The following is a 25,243-nucleotide window of genomic DNA, read 5'->3' on the forward strand; positions in this document are numbered from 1 at the left end:
ATCATCCCGACCGTTCGCGAGGACGGATCCGAAGGGCGCAATTATACGTCGCTGATGCGACGCTTTGCTTTTGACCCCTGGTGGGGTCTTTCGCTCCTCACGAACGCATTGATTTTGTTCGATCGAAGGAGCGTTTTCGTTCATGGCCGTCCCGCATTTCTCAGTCAGCATCGTTGCGCGCGGCTCCGGCCGCAGCGCCGTGCTGTCGGCGGCGTACCGGCACTGCGCCAAGATGGATTATGAGCGGGAAGCCAGGACGATCGATTACACGCGCAAGCAGGGGCTCCTGCATGAGGAGTTTGTCATTCCGGCCGACGCACCGGAATGGCTGCAATCATTGATTGCCGATCGCTCTGTCTCGGGAGCATCGGAAGCCTTCTGGAATAAGGTCGAGGATTTCGAGAAGCGATCGGACGCGCAGCTTGCCAAGGATATCACGATCGCACTGCCGATCGAGCTTTCCGCCGAGCAGAACATCGAACTCGTCAGGGACTTCGTAGCACGACACATCACGGCCCAAGGCATGGTGGCTGACTGGGTTTTCCACGATGCGCCGGGCAATCCGCACATCCATCTGATGACGACGCTGCGGCCGCTGACCGAGGGCGGGTTCGGGTCGAAGAAAGTTGCGGTCACGGGACCAGACGGCAAAGTGCTTCGCAACGATAGCGGCAGGATTGTCTACGAACTTTGGGCCGGTGGGCTTGAGGACTTCAACGCGTTTCGCGACGGCTGGTTTGCCTGCCAGAACCGGCATCTGGCGCTTGCGGGCCTCGATATCAGGATCGATGGGCGGTCCTTCGAGAAGCAGGGCATCGAGCTGACGCCGACCATCCATCTTGGCGTCGGCACGAAGGCGATTGAGCGGAAAGCGGAGGGGATCGAGGAAAAGGCTACCCTCGAACGGTTGGAGCTGCAGGAAGCGCGGCGAGCTGAGAATGCCCGTCGGATCCAGCGTAGTCCGGAGATCGTGCTCGACATGATTTCGCGGGAGAAGAGTGTCTTCGACGAACGCGACGTCGCCAAGATCCTGCATCGCTATATCGATGATGCCGGTCTCTTCCAAAGCCTGATGGCGCGCATCCTGCAGAACCCCGAAACCCTCCGGCTCGATCGCGAACGTTTGGACTTTGCCACCGGGATCCGCGCGCCCGCAAAATACACGACACGTGAGCTGATCCGGCTCGAGGCCGAGATGGCGAACCGGGCGATCTGGCTCTCGCAGCGGTCTTCGCATGGCGTGCGGCAGCCCGTGCTTGAGGCGACGTTCGCGCGCCACGACAAGCTGTCCGACGAGCAGAAGGCTGCCATCGAACATGTCGCCGGTGTTGAGCGGGTCGCCGCCGTGATCGGCCGCGCCGGCGCCGGCAAAACCACGATGATGAAGGCTGCGCGCGAGGCATGGGAGGCGGCCGGCTATCGTGTCGTCGGTGGTGCCCTCGCCGGCAAGGCGGCGGAAGGTCTGGAGAAGGAAGCAGGTATTGTCTCGCGCACGCTGTCGTCCTGGGAACTCCGCTGGAATCAAGGACGCGGCCAGCTCGACGACAAGACGGTGTTCGTTCTTGACGAGGCCGGCATGGTATCGTCGCGGCAGATGGCGTTGTTCGTCGAAGCTGTCACCAAAGCCGGCGCCAAGCTCGTGCTTGTCGGCGATCCCGAGCAGCTCCAGCCGATCGAGGCGGGTGCAGCTTTCCGAGCCATTGCCGATCGCATTGGCTATGCGGAACTCGAAACCATCTATCGCCAGCGTGAGCAATGGATGCGCGACGCTTCGCTCGATCTCGCGCGTGGCAATGTCGGCAAGGCCATCGCGGCCTATCAGTCCAATGGAAGGATGGTCGGCGTCGAGATGAAGGTCGACGCTGTCAACAATCTTATCGCCGACTGGAACGGGGAGTACGATCCTGCCAAGTCCACGTTGATCCTGGCGCACCTGCGCCGTGACGTCCGCATGTTGAATGAACTGGCGCGCGCCAAGCTCATCGAGCGCGGCATCATTGAGCAGGGTTTCGTGTTCAAGACCGCCGATGGCAACCGCAACTTTGCAGCCGGTGACCAGATTGTCTTCCTGAAGAACGAGGGCGCGATCGGCGTCAAGAACGGCATGCTGGGCAAGGTGGTGGAAGCAGCACCTGGTCGCATCGTCGCTGTCATCGGCGAGGCTGAGCACCTGCGCCAAGTTATCGTAGAGCAGCGCTTCTACAACAATGTCGATCATGGTTATGCCACCACGGTGCACAAGAGCCAGGGTGCGACCGTTGACCGGGTCAAGGTGCTCGCGTCCCTGTCTCTCGATCGCCACCTCACCTATGTTGCGATGACACGCCACCGCGAGGATCTCGGCGTCTATTACGGCCACCGATCCTTCGCCAAGGCTGGCGGTCTGGTCGAGATCCTGTCGCGCAGGAACGCCAAGGAAACGACGCTCGATTATGCCGGCGGCAGCTTCTACCGGCAGGCGCTCCGTTTTGCCGAAGCGCGCGGGCTTCACATCGTCAACGTTGCCAGGACCGTCGCGCGTGACCGTCTAGAGTGGACGGTGCGGCAGAAACAGAAGCTCTTCGATCTCGCCGGCCGGCTCACGGCCCTCGGTGCCAGGCTCGGCTTTGCCGCTTCGGCGGCCAGCACAATTCGAACGTCAGCAAAGGAGGCCAAGCCCATGGTGGCCGGTATCACCACCTTCCCGAAATCGATCGATCAGGCAGTGGAGGACAAGCTCGCCGCCGACCCTGCCCTGAAGAAACAGTGGGAGGAAGTGTCCATGCGCTTCCATCATGTCTACGCGCAGCCCGAAGCGGCATTCAAGGCGGCGAATGTCGATGCGATGTTGAGCGATCCGGCAACTGCGGCGAAGACGCTTTCACGGATCACTGCAGAGCCGGAAGCCTTCGGCTCTCTGAAGGGCAAGACCGGTGTCTTCGCGAGCCGTGCCGACAAATCGGACCGCGATCGAGCGCTCAAGAATGTGACGCCGCTCGCGGACAGCATCAGCGATTATCTGCGTCAACGCGGCGACGCCGAACGGCGAAATCACGCCGAGGAGCTTGCGGTGCGTAGGCAGGTTGCGCTGGAGATCCCCGCTCTGTCGTCCAATGCGAAAAGCGTGCTGGAGCGTGTGCGTGATGCGATCGACCGGAACGACCTGCCCTCGGGTCTCGAATATGCACTCGCCGATAAAATGGTGAAGGCTGAACTCGAAGGTTTCGCCAAGGCGGTCACCGAACGTTTTGGAGAAAGGACGTTCCTGCCTCTCGCAGCGAAGGACACCACCGGCGAGGCGTTCCAGCGGGTGACGTCGGGCATGAACACCGCTCAGAAGAGCGAAGTGCAGCAGGCCTGGAATACGATGCGGACGGTGCAGCAACTGTCTGCCCACGAGCGCAGCGTGACGGCACTCAAACAGACTGAAGCACTGCGGCAGACAAGGTCTCAGGGGCTTACTCTCAAATGAAAATGCGTCATCGACATAAACTGCTCCGGCGCATGAAGCGGCTCGTCTGGTTCTATCGGATCAGCAGCGTCAGCCTGTTGACGCTTGGCCTCATTGTGCTGCTCGGAGGTCAGGGTTTTAGGGTCAATCTCACACCAAGCGAGCCCTTGGGCCTGTGGCGGATCGTCAAACCCGATCGTCCGATCCTGGTCGGCGATCTGGTCTTCATTTGCCCACCTGATACCGACGCGATGCGCAAGGCGCGGGCGTGGGGATATCTCCGCCTCGGGCTCTGCGAAGGCCGCGTCGCGCCACTGATCAAGACGGTTGTGGCGACGTCCGGACAGGTGATCGAGATCCATGACGATGTCCGCATCGATGGTCGGCCACTCCCTCACTCGCGCGTTGCACGGACGGACGGCCAGGGGCGTGAGTTGGTGCACTACGATGGTGGTGTCGTCCCGCCCGGCGCGGTCTTTCTCCATTCCGAGTTCCCGGGTTCGTTCGACAGCCGGTACTTCGGTCCTCTGCCGATGGATGGCACCCTTGGATTGGCGCATGAGGTCTGGACCTATGCACCGTGAGTTCTTCCAAATGGGTGTCCTCGTCGCATTATCAGCCGGCGCCGGATGGATCGGTTGGAGTGGTCATGTGCTCCTTCTTCCAGTCGCAGGTGCCTTCCCCGTGCTTTGGTCCCTGGCGCCGGCCCGCCTGCAGGCGGCCGCCATCTCCGCCGCCTACTTCCTCGCGGCATCGCGGGGTTTGCCTCAGGGCGTGGCAAATTTCTATTCATCGGATATCTGGCCCGGACTTCTGCTCTGGCTAGTCGCCTCCTCCGCCTTCGTGGTCGTCCATGTCGTGCTTTGGACGGATCGCAGGGGGTGGCAGAAGCCGCTCCGATACATGGTGGCGTGTGTCGTGATGGCCGTTCCACCTTTCGGCATTCTGGGATGGGCACATCCGATCACCGCCGCGGGCGTTCTATTTCCAGGGTGGGGATGGTGGGGTCTGGGAGCGATGGCAGCCGGCCTGGCATTCATGGCGACGCCATATCGGCCGGCTGCAGCCATGGCCTTGGCAGGCTTATGGCTCTGGTCCGCCGCTGAGTGGACAACGCCGATTCTACCTGCGTCGTGGATCGGTGTCGACCTTGAAATGGGCGCGTCGCTCGGACGCGAATTTGACCTCAAGCGGCAACAGGAGCTGATCGACGTTGCCCGCGCCCAACCGCCTGGCACAACGGTCGTGCTGCCGGAAAGTGCGCTCGGCTTCTGGACGCCGACGGTTGGCCGCGTCTGGCAGAGAGCCCTCACGGATACGGGCATCACCGCCATCGCGGGAGCAGCCATCGTCGACAGCCAAGGCTATGACAACGTGCTCGTCAAACTGTCGGCTGATGGTAGCCAGGTTCTCTATCGGGAGCGGATGCCGGTGCCCGGATCGATGTGGCAGCCATGGAGAGCCTGGATCGGCGATCAAGGGGGAGCCCGAGCGCATTTCTTCGCCAATCCCGTCATTGATATCGGCAACCAGCGTGTGGCGCCACTGATCTGCTACGAGCAGCTTCTCGTCTGGCCGTTCCTGCAATCGGCCCTCCATCGGCCCGACGCCATCGTCGCAGTCGGAAACGGCTGGTGGACTGCCGGCACGGCAATCATCGACATTCAACGGGCAAGCAGCGAGGCCTGGGCCCGCCTGTATGATCTTCCTCTCGTCATCTCATTCAACATTTGAAACATGGAGCTCGCATGCTGGATGCTGCGTTGATCAAGGAATGTGCCGATCCTTCGTTGAAGCCTGCAATCGTCGAGCAGTTCGTCCAGGCGGTCGGTTCGGACGATCCGCTTGCCATCACGGTGAAGTCCGGAGGCCGTCTGATCCTCGTTCCCAAACCGAAAACGCCCGAAGAGGCGATCGAGATCGTCCGAGAGAACATTGCCGGCTCTATCGTGCGGGTTGGTCTCACCCAGATCCCGGCGGGCATAGGGGTGAAGGATGCGTCGGAGCTGAAAGTAGATCTTGTCGAACCCTGCGCCAACTTGCGGAGGGGTACGGCAATGTTCGCCAAGATCCTCCGCATCGTTGCGAAGTGGTACGGAAATCCGACGAGCGAGGAGGTATTCCCGCAGCTGTTCGAGGATGCGATCCATGCCTGGCGGACGGGCAGGTTCGAGGGTGAGAGCGTGTTCCAGGCTGAGGATCCAGGTGGCGCGGTCGTGCAGCGTTTGAAGGTGGAGGTCGAGAATGCCGACAAAGGCGAGGATGATGCCCCCTCTGAAATGCCGGAAGAAACGCCGATCAAGCCCGACGACGCCGGCATCCGGATCGATCTGACAAGGATAGGAGGCCAGAAATAGTGGCCGGACTGGACCTCCGCTCCTGGAATGAGTGAGTTTGCGATGTTCTCAGATTGCCGGGAGAGAATAGCGTGTGATAACCGCCTCATCGCCCTCGATGCTGATCTCGATCACCTCGTTCAGAAGTTCTTCGCCGCCGGCCACCTCCTCCAGGATGAGTGTGAACAGGTCGCGCTGCAATGCCGGAACGACTTGAGGCACGATAATGACCAATCCTGCATGAACCTCTTCGTTGCCGTAGAGTTTTCTGAAATCACGCGCGTTGTTGGTGACGAAGGTGTAGTCCTCCGCAACAATGCGGGGCATCAGATCCCAATCCTTTTCACCGCTCAATCCCAGCCAGTTCACATGGAAGCCGTCGTGGCCGTTATCCTGAGCAACGGCCACAAGAGAGGTGTGCAGGCATTCATCAATCAGGAACTTCACGATATCAGCTACCGGAAGTCTTGCTGGCGGCTTTCGGAAGTGAGAGACGCTTTGCCGATTTCACGGTTGCGCCGAGGTCCGACAGCTTGCGAGGCCGGCCTCGTGCCGGGTGAGCGGCAGTCCAGATTTCCGCGAGTTCGACCATACGCGTGGTGAGCGAAGGATACCCCTCGACGATTTCGTCGGTGGTCGCACCCTGAGCCTTCATAGCGGCAATCGTCCTGACTGGAACGCGGGTCTTGCTGAACACCGGTTCGCCGCCAAGAACACCCTTTACACTTTCGATAATCCGTTCGGCTTCTCGAAGCGCCTCCGCACGTGCCGCAAGCTGTTGGCGTGCGCGGGCAACATCCACGATCAGATAGTCATCTGCTCGAACAGTGTCGGCATCTGGATTCTGGTCTATAGTGTCGAAGAGCCGCTGGCGACGCTCGGCTGACAGGATCGAGCCGACCCCATACCAAAGCTTGAGCCGCAGCAGGTCATCGTCAGATAGTGCTCGCCCCTCATCTTCAGCAAGGCGCCGGGCGATGATCCGTTTGTCGATTGCGTTGTGTACCGATTTCACGGCGATCTCGCTGACGGCAGCTGCTTCCGCAGGCGTATAGGCGCGTATCAACTGGGTCATAATCATTCTCCTTGTGGAGAATATATAATAGCTTTGGTATCGGAAGTGAAGAGGCCTTTCCACGATCTGCAAACAAGCGGACTGAGGCCATCCAACTCCGAGGAAACCGTTTTTCTTCAAGTCTCTTTGTCGGGCGTGACCAGTTCGACGTGGCTCACACCAAGCGCTTGGGCGATCTCATATACCGTAATGACAGAGGGGTTGCGCTTCCCACGTTCAAGGCCACTGAGATATTGCTGGCTATAGCCGGAGCGCGCTTCCACATCCTCCTGTGTCAGGCCTTTTTCCCGACGGAGGCGGGCAAAATTTCGGCCGACCAACTTGCGCATATCCATGCGCGGAAGATCGACGTTTACATACTTTAAGTTTATCAACTATAGTATGTAATTGAGATTTAGACCGATTTGCCTTCGCGGATACCTCGTTCCAAAGAAGGTTTACACCGGCAGCATATGGGCGGTAATTGGACCGATAATGTTCAAAGCAAGTGCAGACGGGCCTGTGTCTGATTCCAAACTCATATTGCGCCCACTTATCGGATTGATGAGTGACCAGCCGCACGAAGAGATAGAACGCCACGTCGTGCGCGAGATCGATAAGCATCGTCGTTTGCGCGATGACGCCGTGATGCTCGAAGCGAAGGTCGATGCCGCAGCTGACCCGGAGACGGCTCGCGAGGCAAGTCAGGCCTATATCAAGGCGATGATCGCCGTCCACGCGCAGCAGACGGTCGTATCGACGCTTCTTGATATCTTGGGCTACATACCGGACATGCCGAAATCAAAGGGCCACTGAGCTAGATCAGGCCAAACTCCTTGGCCATAGCTGTTGCCTGCGGCAAGCTCGTCGCTCCCAATGCCGACTTGGCGTTGCGGAGGAAGAACGCGACATTGGCGTATGTGGTGTTCTCGATGATAGCAATGGCCTTCATGGATTTGCCCTCTGCAGACCAGCGCAGGCAGGTCAGTTCGTCGGACTTCATGCGAATGGGAGTGTGATGGGTCGGCTTTGCTCCCAGACCCTCAAGCCTTGAGTGCAGTTGCGCGACCGCAGAAGCGGCAAGAACCGGGTTCAGCGATTGCCCCAGGGCAAAGTCAGCTTCTTCCGAAGCCAGTGTGAGCATTGCCATCCGACCAAAGCCGGTCTTGATCGGAATTGTAATTCCGGAGCGGATCCCGAACTCCCCGGCTTCTCCGTAGAAGTTCCTGCGCTCCTTGCTCATCCTGAGCGATGCTTCGTTGGACCAGGCGAATGCCTCAAGTTGATCGCGTGCGCTCCGCACGACGGGATCGATAAGAGCGTAGGATTTCTCGAAGTACCGCTGCTGCCACTCGACGTCATAGTTTGAGATCGCCGTCTGCGTCTCCGCCTGAAGATTGAGATAGGCATAGGCGCCAAATCCCGCTTCACGGCTTAACTTCTCCAAGGTCGCTTTCACCGTGGCTTCGTCATGCGCTAGGGCGACCTGTTCGGTCAAACGCTCAAACCATTGGTTCAATTCATGGCCTCCTTTGAGTGAGGGTATGAACGCAACAAGGTTGCAGTCATAAGTGGCAGTACCCTTTGTAGAGGGCTCGGTAGCTCCGAAACGGAGGCGAAGCACACAATTGTGCCCGCCTAAAGCTGAGTATTAAGAGAAAGAATTTACCCACGCAAGATTGTATTATGTCATCGCGATTCAATTACATAGGTGATGACCAATTTGCGCCAAGGTCTGTTCTACCGCCGATATGAACTCGGGAAAATGATATCTTGATCGACCAACACGTTGAATTTGTAGCCGGGCCTGATCTTGATGGTTGGCTGCACATTCAGATTTTTTGAGATCGTCTGTTCCGCCACACGGCCGAACGATTCGGCAAAATTTCGCCGCGCTGCATCTGAAGCCGCATCCTGCGTGGCCAAGGTCGAACTCTCCGGCATCGACATATCGATCCCCGTGCCGATGATGGCAACAAGCGCGGCAGAGCCGAAGGTGCGCCAGAGATGGCGATCGACCTTGTCCTTGAAGCCGCCGTACCCCTCGGCATCCGTGCCCGACATCCCGCCGATCTGAAGCGTAGAACCATTGGGGAAGATCAGGTCGGTCCAGACGACCAGCACGCGCTCCTGTCCGAACGACACCTTGGAATCGTAGCGGCCAAACAGCTTGGCTCCTTGGGGGATAAGCAGCCGGTAGCCGGTGGCGCTGTCATAGACATTCTGGCTAACCTGCGCTGAGATCCTACCCGGTAGGTCTGAGTTCAACCCTGTGATCATCGTGGCGGGAATGACCGATCCCCGCTTCAACTCGTAGGGCGAGAGCTGCGGGACGACCTGGTTCGGCAGATAACCAAGATCCTTGATGTCCTGGTTGAAAAAGTCCTCTTTCGAGGTCTGCCCGTTTTGATCGACGTTCTGCCCAAGCAAGCCGGACTTCATCGCAGCGCTGTAGAGATCGGATGCACTGTTCGCCGTGGCATCGAGCGGTTGGCGGGCGTCGGTCCTAGTCTCGGAGGCGCTCTTCTGGACCTCGGAAACGTCAACCTTAAGCGGTGAATCGAGCGCTGTTGCCCGTGCCTGGAGGCTTGCCATCCTCTGACGCTGCGCTTCGCGGAGAATCTGCTCGTCCTGTTCCCGCTTCAGTCGGGCCTTCCACTCGGCTTCCGGTTCGAGTTGCGTGCGCCGTTCCGTCCGGACCTCCCTCTGCGGTTCCACGACGGCCTCTTTCACCGGCTCGCGTTCGACAACGACGGGTGTCGGCTGAAACACTTCGCGTTGTTCCGGTTCGCCTATGATCCCGTCCGTCACGCCTCGTTTCAGCTGATCGCCAAACGTTGTCGCCGGCGACGCGGAGGTGGTGTCGAGCTCGTTCCCACGGTTGAAGGAGAGACCGCGCCACGACAGGCCGACGATGACGACGCCGAAGAAAAGAACTATGATGACGATCGCGACGATGATCGGCAGGCGATTGAGCCGGCGCATACTCTGTTGATCGTCAGCATTGCCCGTCGCGCCGAGCTGGAGGGATTGAACCATGGTCTCCCCTCCCCTCAGTTTCGCTGCATGATCGAAAGCGGACTAGCCGGCGTGGCGCCGACTGATGTCGCCGTATAGGCCCGGCCGAGCGCAATGCTCGGCGTGCTGATCCGTGCAAGGACCTGCCCGTCGAAGCTGTCGATCGACCACGCAACCTCGAGCGGCTTCTGATCCTTGCCGACTTTCCCATCGGCGATGACCGTGTATCCCCATCCCTTCAGCGCTGCCTCAAGGGCGGCGGCGTATTCGGAGGTGTCCTTGTCCATTTTGAGGGTCGTAGTGCCGGCCGGGCCGACCTGTTCGGCAAGACGGCTTGCCATGTCGCCGGCGATGGCGCTCGCGGTGGCGCCAGTGACGGCAATCGGCGTGGAATTCGTGGTCAGTGTTTCATCCGCAGTCTGGCAGCCGGAAAGGAAGGTGGTCATGATGATGGCGGCAAGGGTTTTTTTCATCGGTCAACCTCCGCGCCGGATCGTGATTTTCTGCTGACGCCAGCCGACTCCAGAGACGAGCACAGCTTTGTCGACGGCATAGTCGACGATCATCATGTCGTTCTTCATGCGATAGTTGACGATGCGGTTCTGGCCACCGCTGACGACGAACAGCACCGGCGCGTCCTGGCCGGAGATGGACCGAGGAAACTGGATGTAGGTCTTGGCGCCGTCGGAATAGACGCGCTTCGGCCGCCATGAGGCGCTACCACTGATCGAGTAGGAGAAATTCAGCTTGTCGGGGGCGGTCCCCGGAATGCCTCCGGTCTCAAGCCGGGCATTGATGTCGGCCAGTTTGGTCGACACATCCTCCGGATATTCAAAACCGATGCGGGCCATGTACTGGCTAGGATGGGATTTGAGTTGGATATGATAGGTTCGCCGCGAGGTCGTCACGACCATCGACGTGACGAGGCCTGCCTCCGACGGCTTGACGATCAGGTGGATCGCCTGCCCGCCAGTCGCACCCGACGTTGCCGGCTCGACTTTCCAACGGACGGTGTCACCGACAAGCACATCGCGGACGATCTCGCCGCCTTGCAACTCGATATCGCAGACTTGAAGCGGTGAGCACACAACGGAGGGCTGGGTCTCGCCGAACAGAAAGATAACCTTTCCGTCTGGCCCGGTCGTCACCAGACCCGACGTCCCCCGCCATTTGCGCGAGATGTTGGTCCCCTTCACCTCGTTCGAATTCATGCTTTGCGCCATCGCATAATCCGCAAGGACGAGTCCGGCCATGCAGCCGGCGGCCGCGATCAAACCTGTTCTGTGCATATGATTTCCCCTGCCCTTAAAGCTGTGCGGTCCAGTCGAAGTCCTGGACATAAAGACCGATCGGGTTAAGGCGGATGATCGCCTCGTCCTGTGGCGCGGTGAGCGCGACCGTCGCGATGCCGCGAAACCGGCGCGTGCCGGTTTCCTTGCCCTTGCGGTCGCGCTCGTATTCGGTCCAGTCGATCTGGTAGGTCTGGTTAGACAGCGCCACGATGTTGTTGACCTCGATGGCAACGGTCGACGTCTTCGCCTTTTCGAAGGGCGAATTACCGCGAAACCAGGCGTTGATTTTCTGGGTCGAGGGATCGGACGTCCGGAGAAGCGCATAGGTCCTATCGATGTATTGCTTCTGCACTACCGCGTCGGGCGTGATCGATTTCAGGCTGGTGATGAAGTTGCCGAGTGTCGCGCGGACGACGCGGGCATCGGCATACTCGATCTGCTGGGGGAAGCCTGCCGTCACCGACGTGCCGAGCTTGTCGACCTCGACGATGTACGGCACGAGCTTGACCTGCGTGCTAAGATACATGGCATAGGTGAAGCCGATCACGGCCATCGAAAGTCCTAGAATGCCAACGATCCGCCATGCGCGCGCGGCTTGGACATAGGATCCATATCGTTCAGTCCATTCCTGCCGCGCGGCAAGGTAAGGGCTATCGGGCGGCCGGTTTGCTGCCATCGGTTACTGCCTTCCTGATGATTACTTGTCGTTGCGTTCTGGCGGCGTTTTGGGACCGCTTTGTCCGGTGCGGCTCTGGTCTAGCTTGGCGTTGGCGAGCCCCATGATCGAGCCGGCGTAAGCGCCGGGCGAACCGATCGCCTTTTCCTTGGCGGCTGAGCCAGCTGCTTTTCCAGCGGACCCGATTCCGGCCCCCATGCCGCGGAGAGCTGCGCCCGCAACAGAAGAGCCAGCTGCCCGGGCGGATTGGGCCGCCGCAGCTCCGGCTCCGACGGCGCCGGCAGCGAGTGACGCTGCTCCAAGTGCAAATGATGCAGCCTGCCCCCCGTGGCGGATGGCTTCCATGCCGCCTGAGACAGACGCACCTTGAACCACCCCCTGGATAATAGTTGGCACGTACATCGAGATGATAAACACCACGACTGAAATGCCGGCGATCGCCAATGTCGTGATGAACTGATCGCTATCCGCTGTCGGCGCTTGCGCCAGACCGAGAAGGACTTCGGAGCCGATTTTCGCGATCATGACCAGCGCCATGAGCTTCATTCCGACGCCGAAGGCATAGACCAGATAGCGGATGGCAAAATCCTTCGTAAAGGATGAGCCCCCCAGGCCGAGCATGATCATGCCGGCCAGCAGCCCCACATACATCTCCACCATGACCGCGACGAAGATTGCGGCAACGAGAGAGAAGCAAATGACGACGACGCCCATAGCCAGGACTGCGGCGATCGCAAGCGCATTGTCCTCGAACACCCCAAACTTGGCCTGCTCGGACATCTTCGATGCCACCCGGATACCGGCATCGAAAACCTCGGCCGGTGAGGCGGACCCGCCGCCCGCGCCGATCTGATAGAGACTGTTGACGACGTCCCTCGCAAGCGTTGGTCCCTGGGTGAGAACGAACGCGAAAAAGCCGATGAACATGATGCGCCGGACGAGTTCGGCAAACCAGCTGTCGAGCGACGCGGCCTGTAGCGCAAGCCAGACCGCGGCAATACCGATTTCGATCGCGGCGAGGATCCAGAACAGCGACCTCGCCGCGTCCATGATGGTAGTTTCCCATCCCTTCGCGGCAGCAGAAACCTGGTTCTCGAGTTCTGTCAGAACCTGTCCCTGCTGTGCGAATGCGGGGGTGGCGAGGATCATGCAGGCGATACCCCCGAGGACTAAGGCCCGCTCAAGATTTCGTTTCACCATCGCGGCCGCATCTCCTGGCCTTCTTCAATCGGGGGCAGCTCCTTGGCTGTGCCGAAGAATTTCTCACGGGCGATGCGCTGCTCTTCGCTCATCTCGGGTGCCGCCGGGGCGTTCACCTGGACCAGATAGAAAGTGGTGGCGGAAGCTGCTGCAGCTACTATGGCCAGCACCATGACGATCAGGACCGGGCGGTTCACCAGCGTGGCTCCATTTTCTGGCCGCTCGGGATCGTAGTAACGTCGGCATTGAAGAATTTCTCTCGCCGCGCCTGCGCAAGGTCCTTGTCAGTCTGCTCGGTCTGAAGCCACGTTCCCATCATCGTCATCTGCTGGGAAACCAGGCCACGCAGCTTCTGCATCTGGGAAACTTGCTGGGCTGCGATCTGGTGTCCGACCTGGAGAGCCTTCATTTGGCCGTCGGCGGTCTCCGACATGGATCGCAGCGAACTCATCGTGCTCTCCTCCGTGTCGAACTGATCCGCTGTCAGGCTCGCCGCCTTCAACGTGCCGCCGATCGTGTCCCGGTTCGTGTCCGACCAGGATTGGTAGGTGCTCGAGAAGGTTTCAGCATTGGGCAGATTGGTCTTCAGATCCGCATAGCTCTTGAACCGCTGCTGAAGGACGTCGTCTGCATTGCCCATCGAAAACGAGATGCTTTGCCCCTGATCGACAATGCTGCGCAGTCGGTTGAGATCGCTCTCGACCTGACCCCAGATATGATCAGGGAGCTGCGCCGTATTCTGCAGCATGTTCTCATAGATCTTCAGTTGGTTCTGAATCTGCTCGGCGAGTTGAGTGATCTGGGTCAGCTGGTTATCGACCTGCAGGCCAGAGCTTTTCAGAAGGTCGATAAGCTGGGCATTGTTGGCGAGCTGCGTCCATTCGGTGGCAGCGCCCGTTGCGGATCCAGCGTGGGCGGAAACAATCGGCGACAGCGCGATTGCCACGGTCATCGTTGCGACGATCCAGTTAGTGGACGTTGAGGTGCGACGTGGCATCGTGAACTCCTCTCGATTGAAGCCAATGGGTAGGCCAGTCCTGGCCGTGTTCCGCCTTCAGCGCTCGTATCCGCTTCAGGTCTTCCTTTCCGGATGCGCCCACAAAGCTCAGCGCCACCGGCCCGAGCGACATGTCGAAGAGCCGCCGTCCGTCTGGCGTGGCGACGTAGTATTCGCGCTTGGGAATGGCGCTCGAGACGATCTCGATCTGGCGCTCGTTGAAGCCGATCCGCTCATAGAACTCGCGCGTGCCCGGCTCGCGTGCAGCGCCATTCGGCAAGCAGATCTTCGTCGGGCAGGATTCTTTCAGCACGTCGATAATGCCGGAGCGCTCTGCGTCGGAGATCGATTGCGTCGCCAGAACAACGGCGCAATTGGCCTTGCGGAGCACCTTCAGCCACTCCCGTATCTTGTCGCGGAACACGGGATGGCCGAGCATCAGCCACGCCTCGTCGAGGAGGATCAGGCTCGGAGAGCCGTCGAGCCGCTTCTCGATCCGGTGGAAGAGATAGGTGAGGACCGGCACAAGATTGCGCTCGCCCATGTTCATGAGCTGCTCGATTTCGAAGCATTGAAACGCCCGGAGCGTCAGGCCGTCCTCTTCCGCGTCGAGAAGCTGACCCATCGGGCCATCGACAGTATAGTGATGGAGCGCATCCTTGATCTCGCGCAGCTGCACGCCGCTGACAAAGTCCGACAGCGACTTTCCAGGTGCCGTCGCCATCAGCCCGATTTGGCGGGAGATCGCATTACGGTGATCAGGCGTGATGGTGACGCCTTGAAGCGCGACAAGCATTTCGATCCACTCGGTCGCCCAGGCTCGATCGCCATCCGTCGAAAGATCGAACAGCGGGCAGAATGCCAGCGCTCTCCCCTCCCCGTTCTGGTCGTTGCCGATTTCATAGTGATCGCCACCGGCCGCCAGCGTCAGGGGAAGGAGTGAGTTGCCTTTATCGAAGGCAAAGATTTGTGCGAACTCATAGCGGCGGAACTGCGCCGCGATTAGAGCGAGAAGGGTCGATTTGCCAGAGCCCGTCGGTCCGAAAATCAGGGTGTGGCCGACATCGTCGACATGCAGGTTGAGGCGAAACGGGGTCGATCCCGAGGCCACCTGCATCAGCGGCGGTGAGTTTGGCGGATAGAACGGGCACGGCGCCACCGGATTGCCCGACCATACCGAGTTCAACGGAACGAGGTCCGCCAGATTGCTTGTGTTGATCAGCGGCTCACGGATGTTGGCATACCAGTTGCCGGGCAGGCTTCCGAGAAACGCATCTGTCGCGTTTAGAGTCTCGACGCGAGCCCCGAAGCCTTCTGCCTGGACCAGCCTGCGGATAGCTTCGGCCTTTTCCTGTAGGGCGTCACGGTCCTCATCGAACAGGATGACCACAGGGGTGTAATAGCCGTAGGCGACAAGCTGGGATGAGGCCTGAGCGATAGCGTCCTCGGTCTCGGCAACCATCGTCATGGCATCCTGATCGACCGATCTGCTCTGGGTCTGGAAGAGCTGATCGAAGAAAGGTCGAACCTTCTGCTGCCATTTCTTTCGCGTGCGCTCGAGCTTCTGGCGCGCCTCCTCCGCATCAAGAAAGATGAAGCGTGACGACCAGCGGTAGGTCAGCGGCATCAGATCGAGATTGTTGAGGATGCCGGGCCAGCTTTCCGCCGGCAGGCCATCGATAGCGACCACGGCAAGGAACCGGTTCTCGACCTTTGGCGTCAGGCCATGCTCCAGCTCTGCCGTCGCCAGCCAGTCGAGATACATGGGGACTTCCGGTAGCCGGACCGGATGGCTTTCACCGGTGATGCAAAACCGAACGAACTGCAGGAGGTCGTCATAGCGCGCAATCCGCTCCCCTCCCCTTTCGCGGACCTCGCGGGTCTGCATGCGGGCGATCGACAGGGTGTTGGCCAGGTACTGTTCGATTTCTCGGATCGCGTTGCGGAACACGAACAGGACCGTGTCCGCATAGGATTTCTTCCGGCTCTCCTCGTCCGAATAAATGTATTTGCTGAGCGCCGTCTTCTTCGACTCGAGCGGCCGGTAGCTGAGAATGATCGCGTGCTTGCTCTCGAAATGCCCCTGCTCGCGCCGGAAGTGCGTCCTGCGCTCGGCATCAATCGCGCGAGTGACAGGGTCGGGAAAATGGCACTGGTCTGGGGACGGATAATCAACCGTCGGCACCCGGATCGCTTCGACCTGAATCATCCAACCCGTCCCGAGCCTCGACAAGATCGCATTGATCTGCCGGGATAGCTCATTGCGTTCGAGGTCGGTGGCGCTTTCGGAGTCCGGACCAGCAAAGTACCAACCGGCCATGAGGCTGCCATCCTTCAGGAGCAGGACGCCGTTGTCGACCAGGCCGGCATAGGGAACGAGATCAGCGAACGAGGGACCGGTCGCGCGGAAACGTTTGAGGGCAGCCATTGGGACACCTCTAGTATTTGCGCCACGGCGCGGCCGTAGGCCGGTAGTGGGATTTGTAGGAAATGTGACGGGCATAGACCTGCCGCATCAGCGGGTCGGACTTGGCCATCATGCGTAGTACACCGACGATGACGATCCAGACCGCAACGCCAAAAAGAGCAGAATAGACCGTCAGCACGACGAAGATCAGGATCACGGCCGCAAGCCCGGTGATCAGCACCAGCTCGCGGTCGGCGCCCATCAGCAGGTTTGGTCTAGACAAGGCGCGATGGATGCGATTGCGGTGGAGGCTCATAAGGCCCCCTCCCCTTCGCCGCTCGAATTTAAGCGTGCGACCTGCTCCGATGGCAGACCGATCGAAGCACCTGTGGCACCGAACAGACCGACTATGGTGGTGGCACCTAGCAGAATGCCTGCGACCAGGACCACGTACATCAGCCTACGAGCGAAATCGTTGAGCTCGCCGCCGAAGATCAGCATGCCGCCGGCAATTGCGACAGCGGCCAGCGCGATATAACCGGCGACCGGACCAGTGATGGATTCCTGGATCTGCTCGAGCGGTCCCTCCCACGGAAGACTTCCGCCGGAACTGGCGAATGCAGGCGAAGCAGCGACGATCGCCGCGACAGCGATAACGGCAAGTGTCAGGAGTGATCTCTTATGCTGCATCTCGGCTCTCCTCTGCATAGGGTTCCGTCTGGTACTGGCCGCCTGCAAAGCGGGTGACGTGAAGAATTTCGCTGATGCGCCGGCCCTTGGCCGTTCGTTCGATCGAGATGATCAGATCGACCGCATCTCCGATCACCGCCTGCATCGGCTGGTGACTGGCCTCGGCGGTCAGCTGCTCAAGGCGTTGAAGTGCGGAGCGAGCGCTGTTCGAGTGGATCGTCGCGACGCCGCCAGGGTGTCCGGTGTTCCAAGCCTTCAGCATTGTCAGTGCCGCTCCGTCGCGGACCTCCCCGACGATGATCCGATCCGGCCGAAGGCGCATCGTGCTTTTCAGGAGACGCGACATGTCGACGGCGTCGCTGGTGTGCAGGCTAACTGCGTTGTCAGCAGCGCATTGGATCTCGGCTGTGTCTTCCAGGATGACGAGGCGATCGTCAGGAGAGCTCGAGACAATCTCCGCGAGGATTGCGTTGGTAAGGGTGGTTTTGCCCGAGCCCGTGCCACCGGCAACGAGGATGTTGAGCTTTGACGCGATGGCGCTGCGGATGATCTCCGCATGTTTTGCCGACATAATCTTGCTCGACACATAGTCATCGAGAGGGATGAGGCGCGATGCACGACGGCGGATGGTGAACGATGGTCCGGAGACCACCGGTGGCAGCAATCCTTCGAAACGGTGCCCGCCGATCGGCAGTTCTCCCGAAACGATCGGCCGATCGTCATCGACTTCCGAGTTGAGAACATGGGCGACGCTTCCGATCACAGTTTCAGCGGCGGAGCGGGTCATCTCTCCAGCTGCGGCTATGCCGTGGCCGAGTCGCTCGATGAACAGACGACCATCCGGATTGAGCATGATCTCAACGACGCTCGGGTCTTCGAGCGCGACGCACAAATGATCTCCCAATGCGTTTTGCAGCTTGCTGACGAGACGTGGGAGTGAGCGGTTGTGGGTGCTGAGCATGATCAGGCCGCTTCCTTGTGATGGAGTGAGAAACTTGACGAATAGGTGCTGGGGCGAAGGCGATCGAAGCTCACCCAGTCTGCGGGGAGCAAGCCGGCAACGCTCTTCGTTTCATTGATCTGGGAAGGTGAGCCGAGCCGGTTTAGAGGCCAACCCGCCCGACGGAGGATGCGCTCGAGCCTGACATCCGTGGCTGTTACGATTTCTCGGTAGCCATTGAGGACACTCCACTCGACGATACCGGCGAACATTGCGAGGGTCGCCGAATGCAGGCCCGCGTGCTCCCGCTCGGCAGCCGCATTTGTGTCCACGCAAAATCGGGAGCTCTCGACCATGCGATGGTGCGTAGGGAGTTGTCCCGTCTCCAGGAGTTGCGGAAATACCTTCTCCAGCATCGTGCCGCCGGTTGCCGGTAAGAGGCGAGCGCATCCAATCACCGCCTCGGAACGGTCAATGCATAGGACGTATGTCGGGCCTAGCTTGTCGAAACCGTCGATCTCGAGACCGGAGGTGCAACGAACTGTCCATGCCAGGCGACCGCGGAAAATGCGGGCGCGGAGCCGGTGCATTTCGTTTATGAGGCGGCGCTCAGTTTCGCTCTTTGGGTTCTTGATGGCGACGACGCGCATCGAGCAAATCTCCCTTGCGTTGGTGACGCAAGGAGGTTTGACGGGGCTAAGGAGTTCGATCTACTGCCAAAAGTGTTAGCGAGTGATTCTGCATGCCAGCCCCTCCGACCGCCTTTTTGCAAACAAAGAAGTCATCGAAGCACTAACAAAAGTGTTAGTGGCGCTGTGTTTCCAACCCAGCATTGTTCATCGCTAACCTGCCGATTCATAAACGAAATCTGCCGATTTTTTCTCCTCCGACAGCGGCAGGAGATGGCCGCGTTAACTATTGATTAACTTTAAATATCTTGCAAAACCCAATGGAATCGGTTGACCTATCCACGGCAAATCGCTGTGTTTACGAAAATTACCGTGTGTACGAGAGGACGTCGTGGAGAATCCCGCTCAGCTTCAGAAAGCTATCCATAAACTGATAGCCGCCCATGCGCGAGATCTGTCGGGGGCGCTTCACGAACATCGTGTGAAGTTGTACCCGCCTGAGGCTCGAAAGACGCTTCGTTCGTTCTCGTCAACCGAGGCCGCAAAGCTGATTGGAATCAACGACGGCTATCTCCGCCACTTGTCCCTTGAAGGAAAAGGACCCCAGCCTGAAATCGGGAACAACAATCGCCGATCCTATTCGGTCGAGACGATCCAGGCTCTCCGCGAGTATCTCGATGAGAACGGAAAGGGCGATCGACGATATTCACCTCGCCGGAGCGGACGCGAACACCTTCAGGTTATAACTGCCGTCAATTTCAAGGGTGGCTCCGGCAAGACGACAACCGCCGCCCATCTCGCTCAATTCCTGGCGTTGAACGGATATCGAGTGCTTGCGATTGATCTTGATCCGCAGGCGAGTATGTCCGCGCTCCACGGTTTCCAACCTGAGTTTGACGTCAAGGACAACGAGACGCTCTATGGCGCGGTGCGCTACGACAGTGAACGACGCCCGTTGAAGGAGGTCATCAAGAAAACCTACTTCACCAATCTAGATCTCGTGCCGGGTAATTTGGAGCTCATGGAGTTTGAGCACGATACCGCGAAGGTTCTGGGCTCGAATGATCGCAAGAACATCTTCTTCACGCGCATGGACGAAGCAATCTCGTCAGTGGCCGATGACTACGACGTCGTTGTGGTGGATTGCCCCCCCCAGCTGGGCTTCCTGACGATATCGGCACTTTGTGCCGCGACAGCTGTTCTCGTGACTGTGCACCCGCAGATGTTGGATGTCATGTCGATGTGTCAGTTCCTGCTGATGACTTCGGAGCTCTTGAGCGTCGTCGCGGACGCAGGTGGCAGCATGAATTACGACTGGATGCGCTATCTTGTGACCCGCTACGAGCCTGGCGATGGCCCGCAAAACCAGATGGTCTCGTTCATGCGAACGATGTTCGGCGACCACGTTCTCAATCACCCGATGCTCAAGAGCACCGCGATTTCCGACGCTGGGATCACCAAACAGACCCTGTACGAGGTTAGCCGCGATCAGTTTACGAGAGCAACATATGACCGAGCGATGGAATCGCTCGACAACGTAAACAATGAAATCGAGCAGTTGATCCAGTCGTCATGGGGGCGAAAATAATGTCGACCTTGACCAATGTGACCTGCGCATCTGCAGAAAAGTTGCCAGCCGGAAACTTCGCGCTCAATCGCCTGGAAACCATAGGTGACTTGGCAATTGAAGCTGAGAAGAGAGGGACAAAAAATGGCTAGGAAACACCTTCTTTCCGATCTTGCGGGACCCAAGGCACAGAGTGCTGGCGAGGGTGAAGCTACGGTTCAGGATCCAGTCACGTCTCAATATGCACCTCGTGGAGCAATCGGTGCTGTTTCTCGTTCGATTGAGCTTTTGAAGTCTCAGTCGCTTACCGATCTTGACCCAGATCTCATTGATTCTCCGTCTGTGATCGATCGGCTTGACGAAGATGGCGAGCAGTTCGAGGAATTTGCGCGCAACATCCGGGAGAACGGGCAGCAAGTTCCAATTCTCGTCCGCCCTCACCCGTCCATCGATGGACGCTATCAAATCGCCTACGGACGTCGGCGCCTTCGTGCAGTCAAGGCTGCTGGGCTTAAAGTGAAAGCGGCTGTCAGGACGATGACGGACGATGAGCTTGTTTTGGCTCAAGGCCAAGAGAACAGCGCTCGCCAGGATCTCTCTTTCATCGAACGCGCGCTTTACGCGGCCGAACTCGAAGCAAAGGGGTTTCAACGGCCGGTGATTATGGCTGCCCTTGCGGTCGACAAAAGCAATCTGTCTCGCTTGATCCAAGCGGCTACCCAGTTGCCGGCCGATATTATCCGTGGCATTGGCGCGGCCCCGAAGACGGGCCGCGACAGGTGGGGTGAACTGGGTACACGGCTGAGCAAGGATGACGCCGCGGATAGGGCTCGAGCGCTGCTGTCCGATGAGGAAGTGAAAGCCCTCCCCTCGGACGAACGTTTCGCGCGGATTTTTGAGCTTGCCGCGCCCAAAAAGGTCAAGAAAGAGAAATCCGCTGCGACGACTTGGCAGGCTGATGACGGCGTAAAGGCCGCAAGCTTCCGCCAGGACAAGCGCACACTGACATTGATAATCGACAAAAAGGCTGCCCCAGAATTCGGGGACTACCTGATGTCGATGCTCCCGGAAATCTACGCCTCGTTCAAGAAAACGAAGCAGTAGTTCGGACCCAACGAGGAAAGGATCGTTAGAGCAAAGAAAAAGCCCTCCGAAACGGTGTTCCAGAAGGCCTCTCTCAGTTTGGTCGCTTAGAGAATCGCACTTCCCGGAATCACAGTCAAGAGTCAGCGCCACACTGGCGTAGCCTTTTCTTTGCCTTGTGAAAGGTGAGAACATGGAAACGGGATACATAACGACGCCCTTTGGGCGGCGGCCGATGACGCTTGCCTTGGTGAAGAGGCAGGTAGAGACGGAACAGGCCGAGTTGACGAGGTCAATCGACAAATGGCGAGTGTTTCGCGACGTCGGTGACGCCCGCTCGCGCCTTGGCCTTCAGGACCGTGCGCTTGCGGTATTGAACGCCCTCCTTTCCTTCCATCCGGGAGCCGAGCTTTGCCACGATAAGAATCTTATCGTGTTTCCGTCGAATGCCCAGTTGTCTGCCCGTTCCAACGGTATCGCGGGAACGACGCTTCGTAAGTGCCTGCGAATGCTCGTAGACGCTGGGATCATCATCAGAAAGGATAGCCCAAACGGCAAACGCTATGCCCGCAAGGGAAACGAAGGCAGTATTGAGGACGCATACGGTTTCAGCTTGGCGCCTCTGATCGCGCGAGCGAGCGAGTTTGCATCCCTCGCCCAGGATGTTGCCGCAGAGCGGCGCCGTTTCCGCATTACGAAGGACCGTCTCACAATCGTTCGCCGGGACGTTCGCAAGCTCATCACTGTAGGGATGGAAGAAAATCTCCCTGGTGATTGGGCGGCTGCGGAGGCCCGTTTTGTCGAGATCGTTGGACGTTTCGTTCGGCACCCGACGTTGAAGGATTTGACTGCAAGCCTCGACGAAATGTCTCTGTTGCATGAAGAAGTCTCCAGGATGCTGGAAACTCAGGAAAAAACCAAAAAAAGCGATGGCAATGACATCGCATCTGGATGCCACATACAGAATTCAAATACCGAATCTTTCAATGAACTTGAACCTCGCTTCGAAAAGAAGCAGGGCGAAAAGTCAGAGCCAACGAAACGGCCGAAACGGAATGGCGAACCGGAGGTGTTCCCGTTATCGATGGTGCTACGCGCCTGCCCCGAAATCTCAAACTTTGGGCCTGGCGGGTCCATCGGGAGTTGGCGCGAGCTGATGTCGGCCGCGGTTACGGTTAAATCCATGCTTGGTGTCAGCCCGTCCGCCTACGAAGAATGCTGTGAGGTGATGGGGCAAGCTGGCGCGGCAATAGCGATCGGCTGCATCTACGAACGGGCAGGCCATATCAATTCGGCTGGGGGCTATCTGCGGGATCTGACCGCGAAGGCGCGGCGTGGGGAATTTTCGCTTGGGCCAATGCTGTTCGCGCAGCTGAGGGCAAATTCCGAACTTACCCGGTCATCGGCATAACCATGGGGATTACGTAACAAAGATCGTAACATATTGAAAAAAATGGATAATATCCAAAAGTTTCCGGCTGGCAACTCATTCGTAACACTCGGTGCAGGTGAAATGATACAGGGGGCAACGGGAGCCGATCTCGTCCTCGGCCTGATAGAAATGAAAGTACCATTTAGGCGGCAGCAATTCTCGGATGCGGCGCTTAGCTACCAATGTTAAGGAGGATAATTGCAATTTTGACCGCTGGACTCTCTGATGCCGAAGATACGTAGCTTGAGATATTTGACCCGTCAGGGCGATCAGCGGCTATTGGAGTTTCACGACGGCAATCTTGACCCCGGTTTCCAGATGACACTGCTCACTGGACAGAACGGGTCACAGAAAAGCTCCGTCCTTCGCGACCTCGTATCTGCGATTGTTCTGCCAACCGATAAAGCGAACGTGACGTTCCACGGTGTTCCCGGCATCTCAGTTGAGGCGCCGGTTATTTGCTTCTCCGGCTCTGTGGCGGATCGATTTCCTCAGAAAATGCTCAGTGGGCGAAATACAGAATATGACGTCCCAAACTATCACTACATTGGGCAGCGGGCAGGTACGAACCTGCTAAGTAAGAAACTGCCACTAGAGACAGCAGTCACTTTTGCCCTGAATCCGGCAGTGAGCGATCGATTTCTGGATCCATTTTTCGAAAAGGCATTCTCGCTTTCAGGCCTCAATCCTTCTCTCTCGCTCGATATCCGCTACGAGCAGAGATTCAAAAAGCGGTTCCCTTCAATCACTCCCCGGGAAATTCTTGAGCGTGCCCTGAGCGGATACAGGGAACCGAATTCTCGCGGTGAGATATCGCTGGCAGCCGCGCAAAGTGTTAGGGAAGAATTCTCAGACCTCGACTTCAATGTGTTGACCGCACTTATCGATGAACGGAGGGGAAAGTTCTCCAAAATTACGCTGAGCAAAAATAGCGCGGTCACCACGCAGGAGAACCTCGCGGTCAGACTCGGCCTAATGCTGGATATCTTGGTGATCGATCGTGCGACCGTTCGGCGCGATGGTGAGGAGGAGTTCTCGGTTTATGAGCTGAGCTCTGGCGAATATCACATGCTGACGAGCCTGCTTGCTCTGGGCTTTTCCGTGACCGCTGGCTCCATCGTTCTTGTTGACGAGCCCGAGAACAGTCTTCATCCCCATTGGCAACAAGAGTTCATGGCCACGCTGCTTGAAATATGCCGCGTTATGGAAGACGGCCATCTTGTTGTTTCTACGCACTCTCCACTCATTGTGGCGAGCGCGAAGCCTGGGAGCATGATCGTCGACCTAACTGTTCCCAGAGATGTCACGCCAGCTCAACCTGCACCTTTCGGAGCTTCCAGCGACAGCATTCTGCTCGACCAGTTCGGGATTGCCTCGAGTAGAAATCTGTACGTGGTCGAACTCGTCCAACAAGCTGTCGACTTAGTTGAGCGAGATCTCGCCGGGACACCTGAATACGCGGCATTGCGTCCGAAGCTAAGGGATCTTTTCGCGGCTCTGCAGAAGGATGACCCCTTGCGCACAGTCATAGGCGCCCTGCTGGAAGGTGAGGGCGGTGAATGAATATCGGTTTTGAAAGAATCGACCCTACTCCATCCTATGCATTGGGAATTACCGCGGCTTCGTTCGCAGGACTCCCATGGACTAGTAAGGCGGCGATCGTCACCGCATTCAAAACTTCTTTGAAACTTGAACTCAGATCCACCCAACGGGGTCTCTGCTGCTATTGCCGACGGCCGCTCCCCTCGGATCCACCCGCTACACATCTGGAGCACTTTATAGAGAAGGCAGCTTGGCCGCATTTTGCGTTCGAAATCCGCAATCTTGCCCTGTCTTGCTCAACGTGTAACGGCAAAAAGAATGAGGCTTACGCGCTGCTTTGTGGTCGTTTGACAAGACGCGCTTCAAAGAATGTTCCTAATCCGGCTAAAGTGGTGAGGTGCCCTGTATTGGTCAGCAATGTAGCACCGGTCGCTATCACGTCTTCGGCGGACTTTCGATGGGTCCATCCCCACCTTGATACCTTCAGCGAACACATCACCGTTCGCAAGGGATACGTTTTCCAGAAGCGCACAATGAAGGGTCACAGAACCATCAAAGGCTTAGAGCTCAATTCGGTCGGAAGACTTGAGCACCGAGCCGCGATAGAAAAGCTTTCTTTGAGAACGGGTCCCATATCCCTAACCATCGGTTTGGCAGCCCAGTTGCAATTCAACTCGCCTTCACAAGTTTATATGATGGCCGCAGAAGTTATCCGTGGGAAGCTCAAGGGTGCCCAGGGACGATGAGGGGATGTTCTGCCTTGCCATGGCGACGTTGTAAGGGAACGACATCGTCAATATCGAGTAGGCCGCTTGCAAAACAGTCGATTGCGGCGCTCGCAAAGACGGTTGGCTAGGTTTTGCCTTCAGACTTGAGCTAGCCGGTCTGGTACCGGCCATCACCTTACCGGATGATGCGCTCCTCCAGGAGCTTCGATTCCACACGGCGAT

26 protein-coding genes are annotated in these 25,243 nt (G+C 58.4%); 10 read left to right on the forward strand and 16 right to left on the reverse strand.

Features of this window, described 5'->3' with window-relative positions:
• The first annotated feature begins 142 nt into the window (after nt 1–142).
• The 4 genes from traA to L0976_RS24120 are packed head-to-tail and all read left to right on the forward strand — an operon-like array spanning nt 143 to nt 5,787.
• Nucleotides 143–3,451, forward strand: coding sequence for a Ti-type conjugative transfer relaxase TraA (traA, locus tag L0976_RS24105; protein WP_111793729.1), 3,309 nt, complete (start codon nt 143–145; stop codon nt 3,449–3,451).
• Complete coding sequence (gene traF / locus L0976_RS24110) at nt 3,448–4,014, forward strand: conjugative transfer signal peptidase TraF (protein ID WP_111793728.1); 567 nt, start codon at nt 3,448–3,450, stop codon at nt 4,012–4,014. Before traA ends, traF begins: the two co-directional genes overlap by 4 nt.
• On the forward strand, nt 4,004–5,164 hold the full coding sequence (locus L0976_RS24115) for a conjugal transfer protein TraB (protein WP_111793727.1): 1,161 nt from the start codon (nt 4,004–4,006) through the stop codon (nt 5,162–5,164). The genes traF and L0976_RS24115 overlap by 11 nt, the downstream gene beginning before the upstream one ends.
• A 14-nt stretch (nt 5,165–5,178) precedes the next feature.
• On the forward strand, nt 5,179–5,787 hold the full coding sequence (locus L0976_RS24120; protein ID WP_111793726.1) for a TraH family protein: 609 nt from the start codon (nt 5,179–5,181) through the stop codon (nt 5,785–5,787).
• A 48-nt stretch (nt 5,788–5,835) separates the two neighbouring features.
• Here L0976_RS24120 and L0976_RS24125 read toward each other — a convergent pair whose 3' ends face one another.
• The 3 genes from L0976_RS24125 to L0976_RS24135 all read right to left on the reverse strand — a co-directional run bounded on the left by L0976_RS24125 (nt 5,836) and on the right by L0976_RS24135 (nt 7,176).
• The gene (locus L0976_RS24125) at nt 5,836–6,213 is read right to left on the reverse strand and encodes a DUF5615 family PIN-like protein (RefSeq protein WP_111793725.1); all 378 of its coding nucleotides are present in this window, start codon (nt 6,211–6,213) and stop codon (nt 5,836–5,838) included.
• 4 nt (nt 6,214–6,217) lie between these two features.
• The gene (locus L0976_RS24130) at nt 6,218–6,841 is read right to left on the reverse strand and encodes a DUF433 domain-containing protein (protein WP_111793755.1); all 624 of its coding nucleotides are present in this window, start codon (nt 6,839–6,841) and stop codon (nt 6,218–6,220) included.
• A 116-nt stretch (nt 6,842–6,957) separates the two neighbouring features.
• Nucleotides 6,958–7,176 (reverse strand): helix-turn-helix domain-containing protein, encoded by a 219-nt coding sequence (locus L0976_RS24135; protein ID WP_111793724.1) that lies wholly within the window; start codon nt 7,174–7,176, stop codon nt 6,958–6,960.
• 139 nt (nt 7,177–7,315) lie between these two features.
• Here L0976_RS24135 and L0976_RS24140 point away from each other — a divergent pair, with 139 nt between their 5' ends.
• A complete protein-coding gene (locus L0976_RS24140) occupies nt 7,316–7,636 on the forward strand; it encodes a transcriptional repressor TraM (protein ID WP_111793723.1) in 321 nt (106 codons plus the stop codon).
• Between the two features lies 1 nt (nt 7,637).
• Here the strand turns inward: L0976_RS24140 and L0976_RS24145 are convergent, their stop codons facing one another.
• The 13 genes from L0976_RS24145 to traI all read right to left on the reverse strand — a co-directional run bounded on the left by L0976_RS24145 (nt 7,638) and on the right by traI (nt 18,690).
• The gene (locus L0976_RS24145; RefSeq protein WP_234189515.1) at nt 7,638–8,339 is read right to left on the reverse strand and encodes an autoinducer binding domain-containing protein; all 702 of its coding nucleotides are present in this window, start codon (nt 8,337–8,339) and stop codon (nt 7,638–7,640) included.
• 221 nt (nt 8,340–8,560) lie between these two features.
• On the reverse strand, nt 8,561–9,859 hold the full coding sequence (trbI, locus tag L0976_RS24150) for an IncP-type conjugal transfer protein TrbI (RefSeq protein ID WP_111793722.1): 1,299 nt from the start codon (nt 9,857–9,859) through the stop codon (nt 8,561–8,563).
• A 14-nt stretch (nt 9,860–9,873) separates the two neighbouring features.
• The gene (trbH, locus tag L0976_RS24155; RefSeq protein WP_111793721.1) at nt 9,874–10,311 is read right to left on the reverse strand and encodes a conjugal transfer protein TrbH; all 438 of its coding nucleotides are present in this window, start codon (nt 10,309–10,311) and stop codon (nt 9,874–9,876) included.
• Nucleotides 10,312–10,314: 3 nt separating this feature from the next.
• A complete protein-coding gene (trbG, locus tag L0976_RS24160; RefSeq protein ID WP_174061291.1) occupies nt 10,315–11,127 on the reverse strand; it encodes a P-type conjugative transfer protein TrbG in 813 nt (270 codons plus the stop codon).
• Between the two features lie 16 nt (nt 11,128–11,143).
• Nucleotides 11,144–11,806 (reverse strand): conjugal transfer protein TrbF, encoded by a 663-nt coding sequence (locus tag L0976_RS24165; RefSeq protein WP_062428114.1) that lies wholly within the window; start codon nt 11,804–11,806, stop codon nt 11,144–11,146.
• 21 nt (nt 11,807–11,827) lie between these two features.
• A complete protein-coding gene (gene trbL / locus L0976_RS24170) occupies nt 11,828–13,006 on the reverse strand; it encodes a P-type conjugative transfer protein TrbL (protein ID WP_174061292.1) in 1,179 nt (392 codons plus the stop codon).
• A complete protein-coding gene (gene trbK, locus L0976_RS24175; RefSeq protein ID WP_174061293.1) occupies nt 13,000–13,203 on the reverse strand; it encodes an entry exclusion protein TrbK in 204 nt (67 codons plus the stop codon). Before trbK ends, trbL begins: the two co-directional genes overlap by 7 nt.
• Nucleotides 13,200–13,958: a P-type conjugative transfer protein TrbJ gene (gene trbJ / locus L0976_RS24180; RefSeq protein ID WP_234189537.1), complete on the reverse strand. Its 759-nt coding sequence runs from the start codon at nt 13,956–13,958 to the stop codon at nt 13,200–13,202. Before trbJ ends, trbK begins: the two co-directional genes overlap by 4 nt.
• 16 nt (nt 13,959–13,974) lie before the next feature.
• A complete protein-coding gene (locus tag L0976_RS24185; RefSeq protein ID WP_111793717.1) occupies nt 13,975–16,431 on the reverse strand; it encodes a conjugal transfer protein TrbE in 2,457 nt (818 codons plus the stop codon).
• 10 nt (nt 16,432–16,441) lie between these two features.
• Nucleotides 16,442–16,726, reverse strand: a complete 285-nt coding sequence (locus tag L0976_RS24190) for a conjugal transfer protein TrbD (protein WP_111793716.1) — start codon at nt 16,724–16,726, stop codon at nt 16,442–16,444.
• Nucleotides 16,723–17,100: a TrbC/VirB2 family protein gene (locus tag L0976_RS24195; RefSeq protein WP_174061296.1), complete on the reverse strand. Its 378-nt coding sequence runs from the start codon at nt 17,098–17,100 to the stop codon at nt 16,723–16,725. The genes L0976_RS24190 and L0976_RS24195 overlap by 4 nt, the downstream gene beginning before the upstream one ends.
• A complete protein-coding gene (gene trbB, locus L0976_RS24200; protein ID WP_111793714.1) occupies nt 17,090–18,061 on the reverse strand; it encodes a P-type conjugative transfer ATPase TrbB in 972 nt (323 codons plus the stop codon). The genes L0976_RS24195 and trbB overlap by 11 nt, the downstream gene beginning before the upstream one ends.
• A 2-nt stretch (nt 18,062–18,063) precedes the next feature.
• Entirely contained in the window at nt 18,064–18,690 is a 627-nt protein-coding gene (gene traI / locus L0976_RS24205) for an acyl-homoserine-lactone synthase TraI (RefSeq protein WP_111793713.1), read from the reverse strand.
• Between the two features lie 370 nt (nt 18,691–19,060).
• On the opposite strand from traI, the gene repA reads away from it, so the two are divergent.
• From repA to L0976_RS24230, 5 genes are all read left to right on the forward strand, one after another.
• A complete protein-coding gene (gene repA, locus L0976_RS24210; protein WP_111793712.1) occupies nt 19,061–20,257 on the forward strand; it encodes a plasmid partitioning protein RepA in 1,197 nt (398 codons plus the stop codon).
• A 123-nt stretch (nt 20,258–20,380) separates the two neighbouring features.
• Complete coding sequence (gene repB / locus L0976_RS24215; RefSeq protein ID WP_111793711.1) at nt 20,381–21,340, forward strand: plasmid partitioning protein RepB; 960 nt, start codon at nt 20,381–20,383, stop codon at nt 21,338–21,340.
• 172 nt (nt 21,341–21,512) lie between these two features.
• Nucleotides 21,513–22,730: a plasmid replication protein RepC gene (gene repC, locus L0976_RS24220; protein WP_111793710.1), complete on the forward strand. Its 1,218-nt coding sequence runs from the start codon at nt 21,513–21,515 to the stop codon at nt 22,728–22,730.
• A gap of 246 nt (nt 22,731–22,976) precedes the next feature.
• The gene (locus L0976_RS24225) at nt 22,977–24,314 is read left to right on the forward strand and encodes an ATP-binding protein (RefSeq protein WP_111793709.1); all 1,338 of its coding nucleotides are present in this window, start codon (nt 22,977–22,979) and stop codon (nt 24,312–24,314) included.
• Nucleotides 24,311–25,039, forward strand: coding sequence for an HNH endonuclease (locus tag L0976_RS24230; RefSeq protein WP_111793708.1), 729 nt, complete (start codon nt 24,311–24,313; stop codon nt 25,037–25,039). Before L0976_RS24225 ends, L0976_RS24230 begins: the two co-directional genes overlap by 4 nt.
• The last annotated feature ends 204 nt before the right edge of the window (nt 25,040–25,243 follow it).

Source organism: Shinella sp. NM-101 (assembly GCF_021401195.1).
Classification (GTDB): Bacteria; Pseudomonadota; Alphaproteobacteria; order Rhizobiales; family Rhizobiaceae; genus Shinella.

Coding starts and splice junctions, on each gene's coding strand:
- L0976_RS24130 (WP_111793755.1), bottom strand. CDS start 6,841: ATGACCCAGTTGATACGCGCCTATACGCCTGCGGAAGCAGCTGCCGTC.
- repB (WP_111793711.1), top strand. CDS start 20,381: ATGGCTAGGAAACACCTTCTTTCCGATCTTGCGGGACCCAAGGCACAG.
- L0976_RS24115 (WP_111793727.1), top strand. CDS start 4,004: ATGCACCGTGAGTTCTTCCAAATGGGTGTCCTCGTCGCATTATCAGCC.
- trbL (WP_174061292.1), bottom strand. CDS start 13,006: ATGGTGAAACGAAATCTTGAGCGGGCCTTAGTCCTCGGGGGTATCGCC.
- L0976_RS24195 (WP_174061296.1), bottom strand. CDS start 17,100: ATGCAGCATAAGAGATCACTCCTGACACTTGCCGTTATCGCTGTCGCG.
- L0976_RS24140 (WP_111793723.1), top strand. CDS start 7,316: ATGTTCAAAGCAAGTGCAGACGGGCCTGTGTCTGATTCCAAACTCATA.
- trbI (WP_111793722.1), bottom strand. CDS start 9,859: ATGGTTCAATCCCTCCAGCTCGGCGCGACGGGCAATGCTGACGATCAA.
- L0976_RS24120 (WP_111793726.1), top strand. CDS start 5,179: ATGCTGGATGCTGCGTTGATCAAGGAATGTGCCGATCCTTCGTTGAAG.
- L0976_RS24135 (WP_111793724.1), bottom strand. CDS start 7,176: ATGGATATGCGCAAGTTGGTCGGCCGAAATTTTGCCCGCCTCCGTCGG.
- L0976_RS24185 (WP_111793717.1), bottom strand. CDS start 16,431: ATGGCTGCCCTCAAACGTTTCCGCGCGACCGGTCCCTCGTTCGCTGAT.
- trbB (WP_111793714.1), bottom strand. CDS start 18,061: ATGCTCAGCACCCACAACCGCTCACTCCCACGTCTCGTCAGCAAGCTG.
- traI (WP_111793713.1), bottom strand. CDS start 18,690: ATGCGCGTCGTCGCCATCAAGAACCCAAAGAGCGAAACTGAGCGCCGC.
- trbH (WP_111793721.1), bottom strand. CDS start 10,311: ATGAAAAAAACCCTTGCCGCCATCATCATGACCACCTTCCTTTCCGGC.
- trbG (WP_174061291.1), bottom strand. CDS start 11,127: ATGCACAGAACAGGTTTGATCGCGGCCGCCGGCTGCATGGCCGGACTC.
- repC (WP_111793710.1), top strand. CDS start 21,513: ATGGAAACGGGATACATAACGACGCCCTTTGGGCGGCGGCCGATGACG.
- traF (WP_111793728.1), top strand. CDS start 3,448: ATGAAAATGCGTCATCGACATAAACTGCTCCGGCGCATGAAGCGGCTC.
- L0976_RS24190 (WP_111793716.1), bottom strand. CDS start 16,726: ATGAGCCTCCACCGCAATCGCATCCATCGCGCCTTGTCTAGACCAAAC.
- L0976_RS24165 (WP_062428114.1), bottom strand. CDS start 11,806: ATGGCAGCAAACCGGCCGCCCGATAGCCCTTACCTTGCCGCGCGGCAG.
- L0976_RS24225 (WP_111793709.1), top strand. CDS start 22,977: ATGCCGAAGATACGTAGCTTGAGATATTTGACCCGTCAGGGCGATCAG.
- traA (WP_111793729.1), top strand. CDS start 143: ATGGCCGTCCCGCATTTCTCAGTCAGCATCGTTGCGCGCGGCTCCGGC.
- L0976_RS24230 (WP_111793708.1), top strand. CDS start 24,311: ATGAATATCGGTTTTGAAAGAATCGACCCTACTCCATCCTATGCATTG.
- trbJ (WP_234189537.1), bottom strand. CDS start 13,958: ATGACCGTGGCAATCGCGCTGTCGCCGATTGTTTCCGCCCACGCTGGA.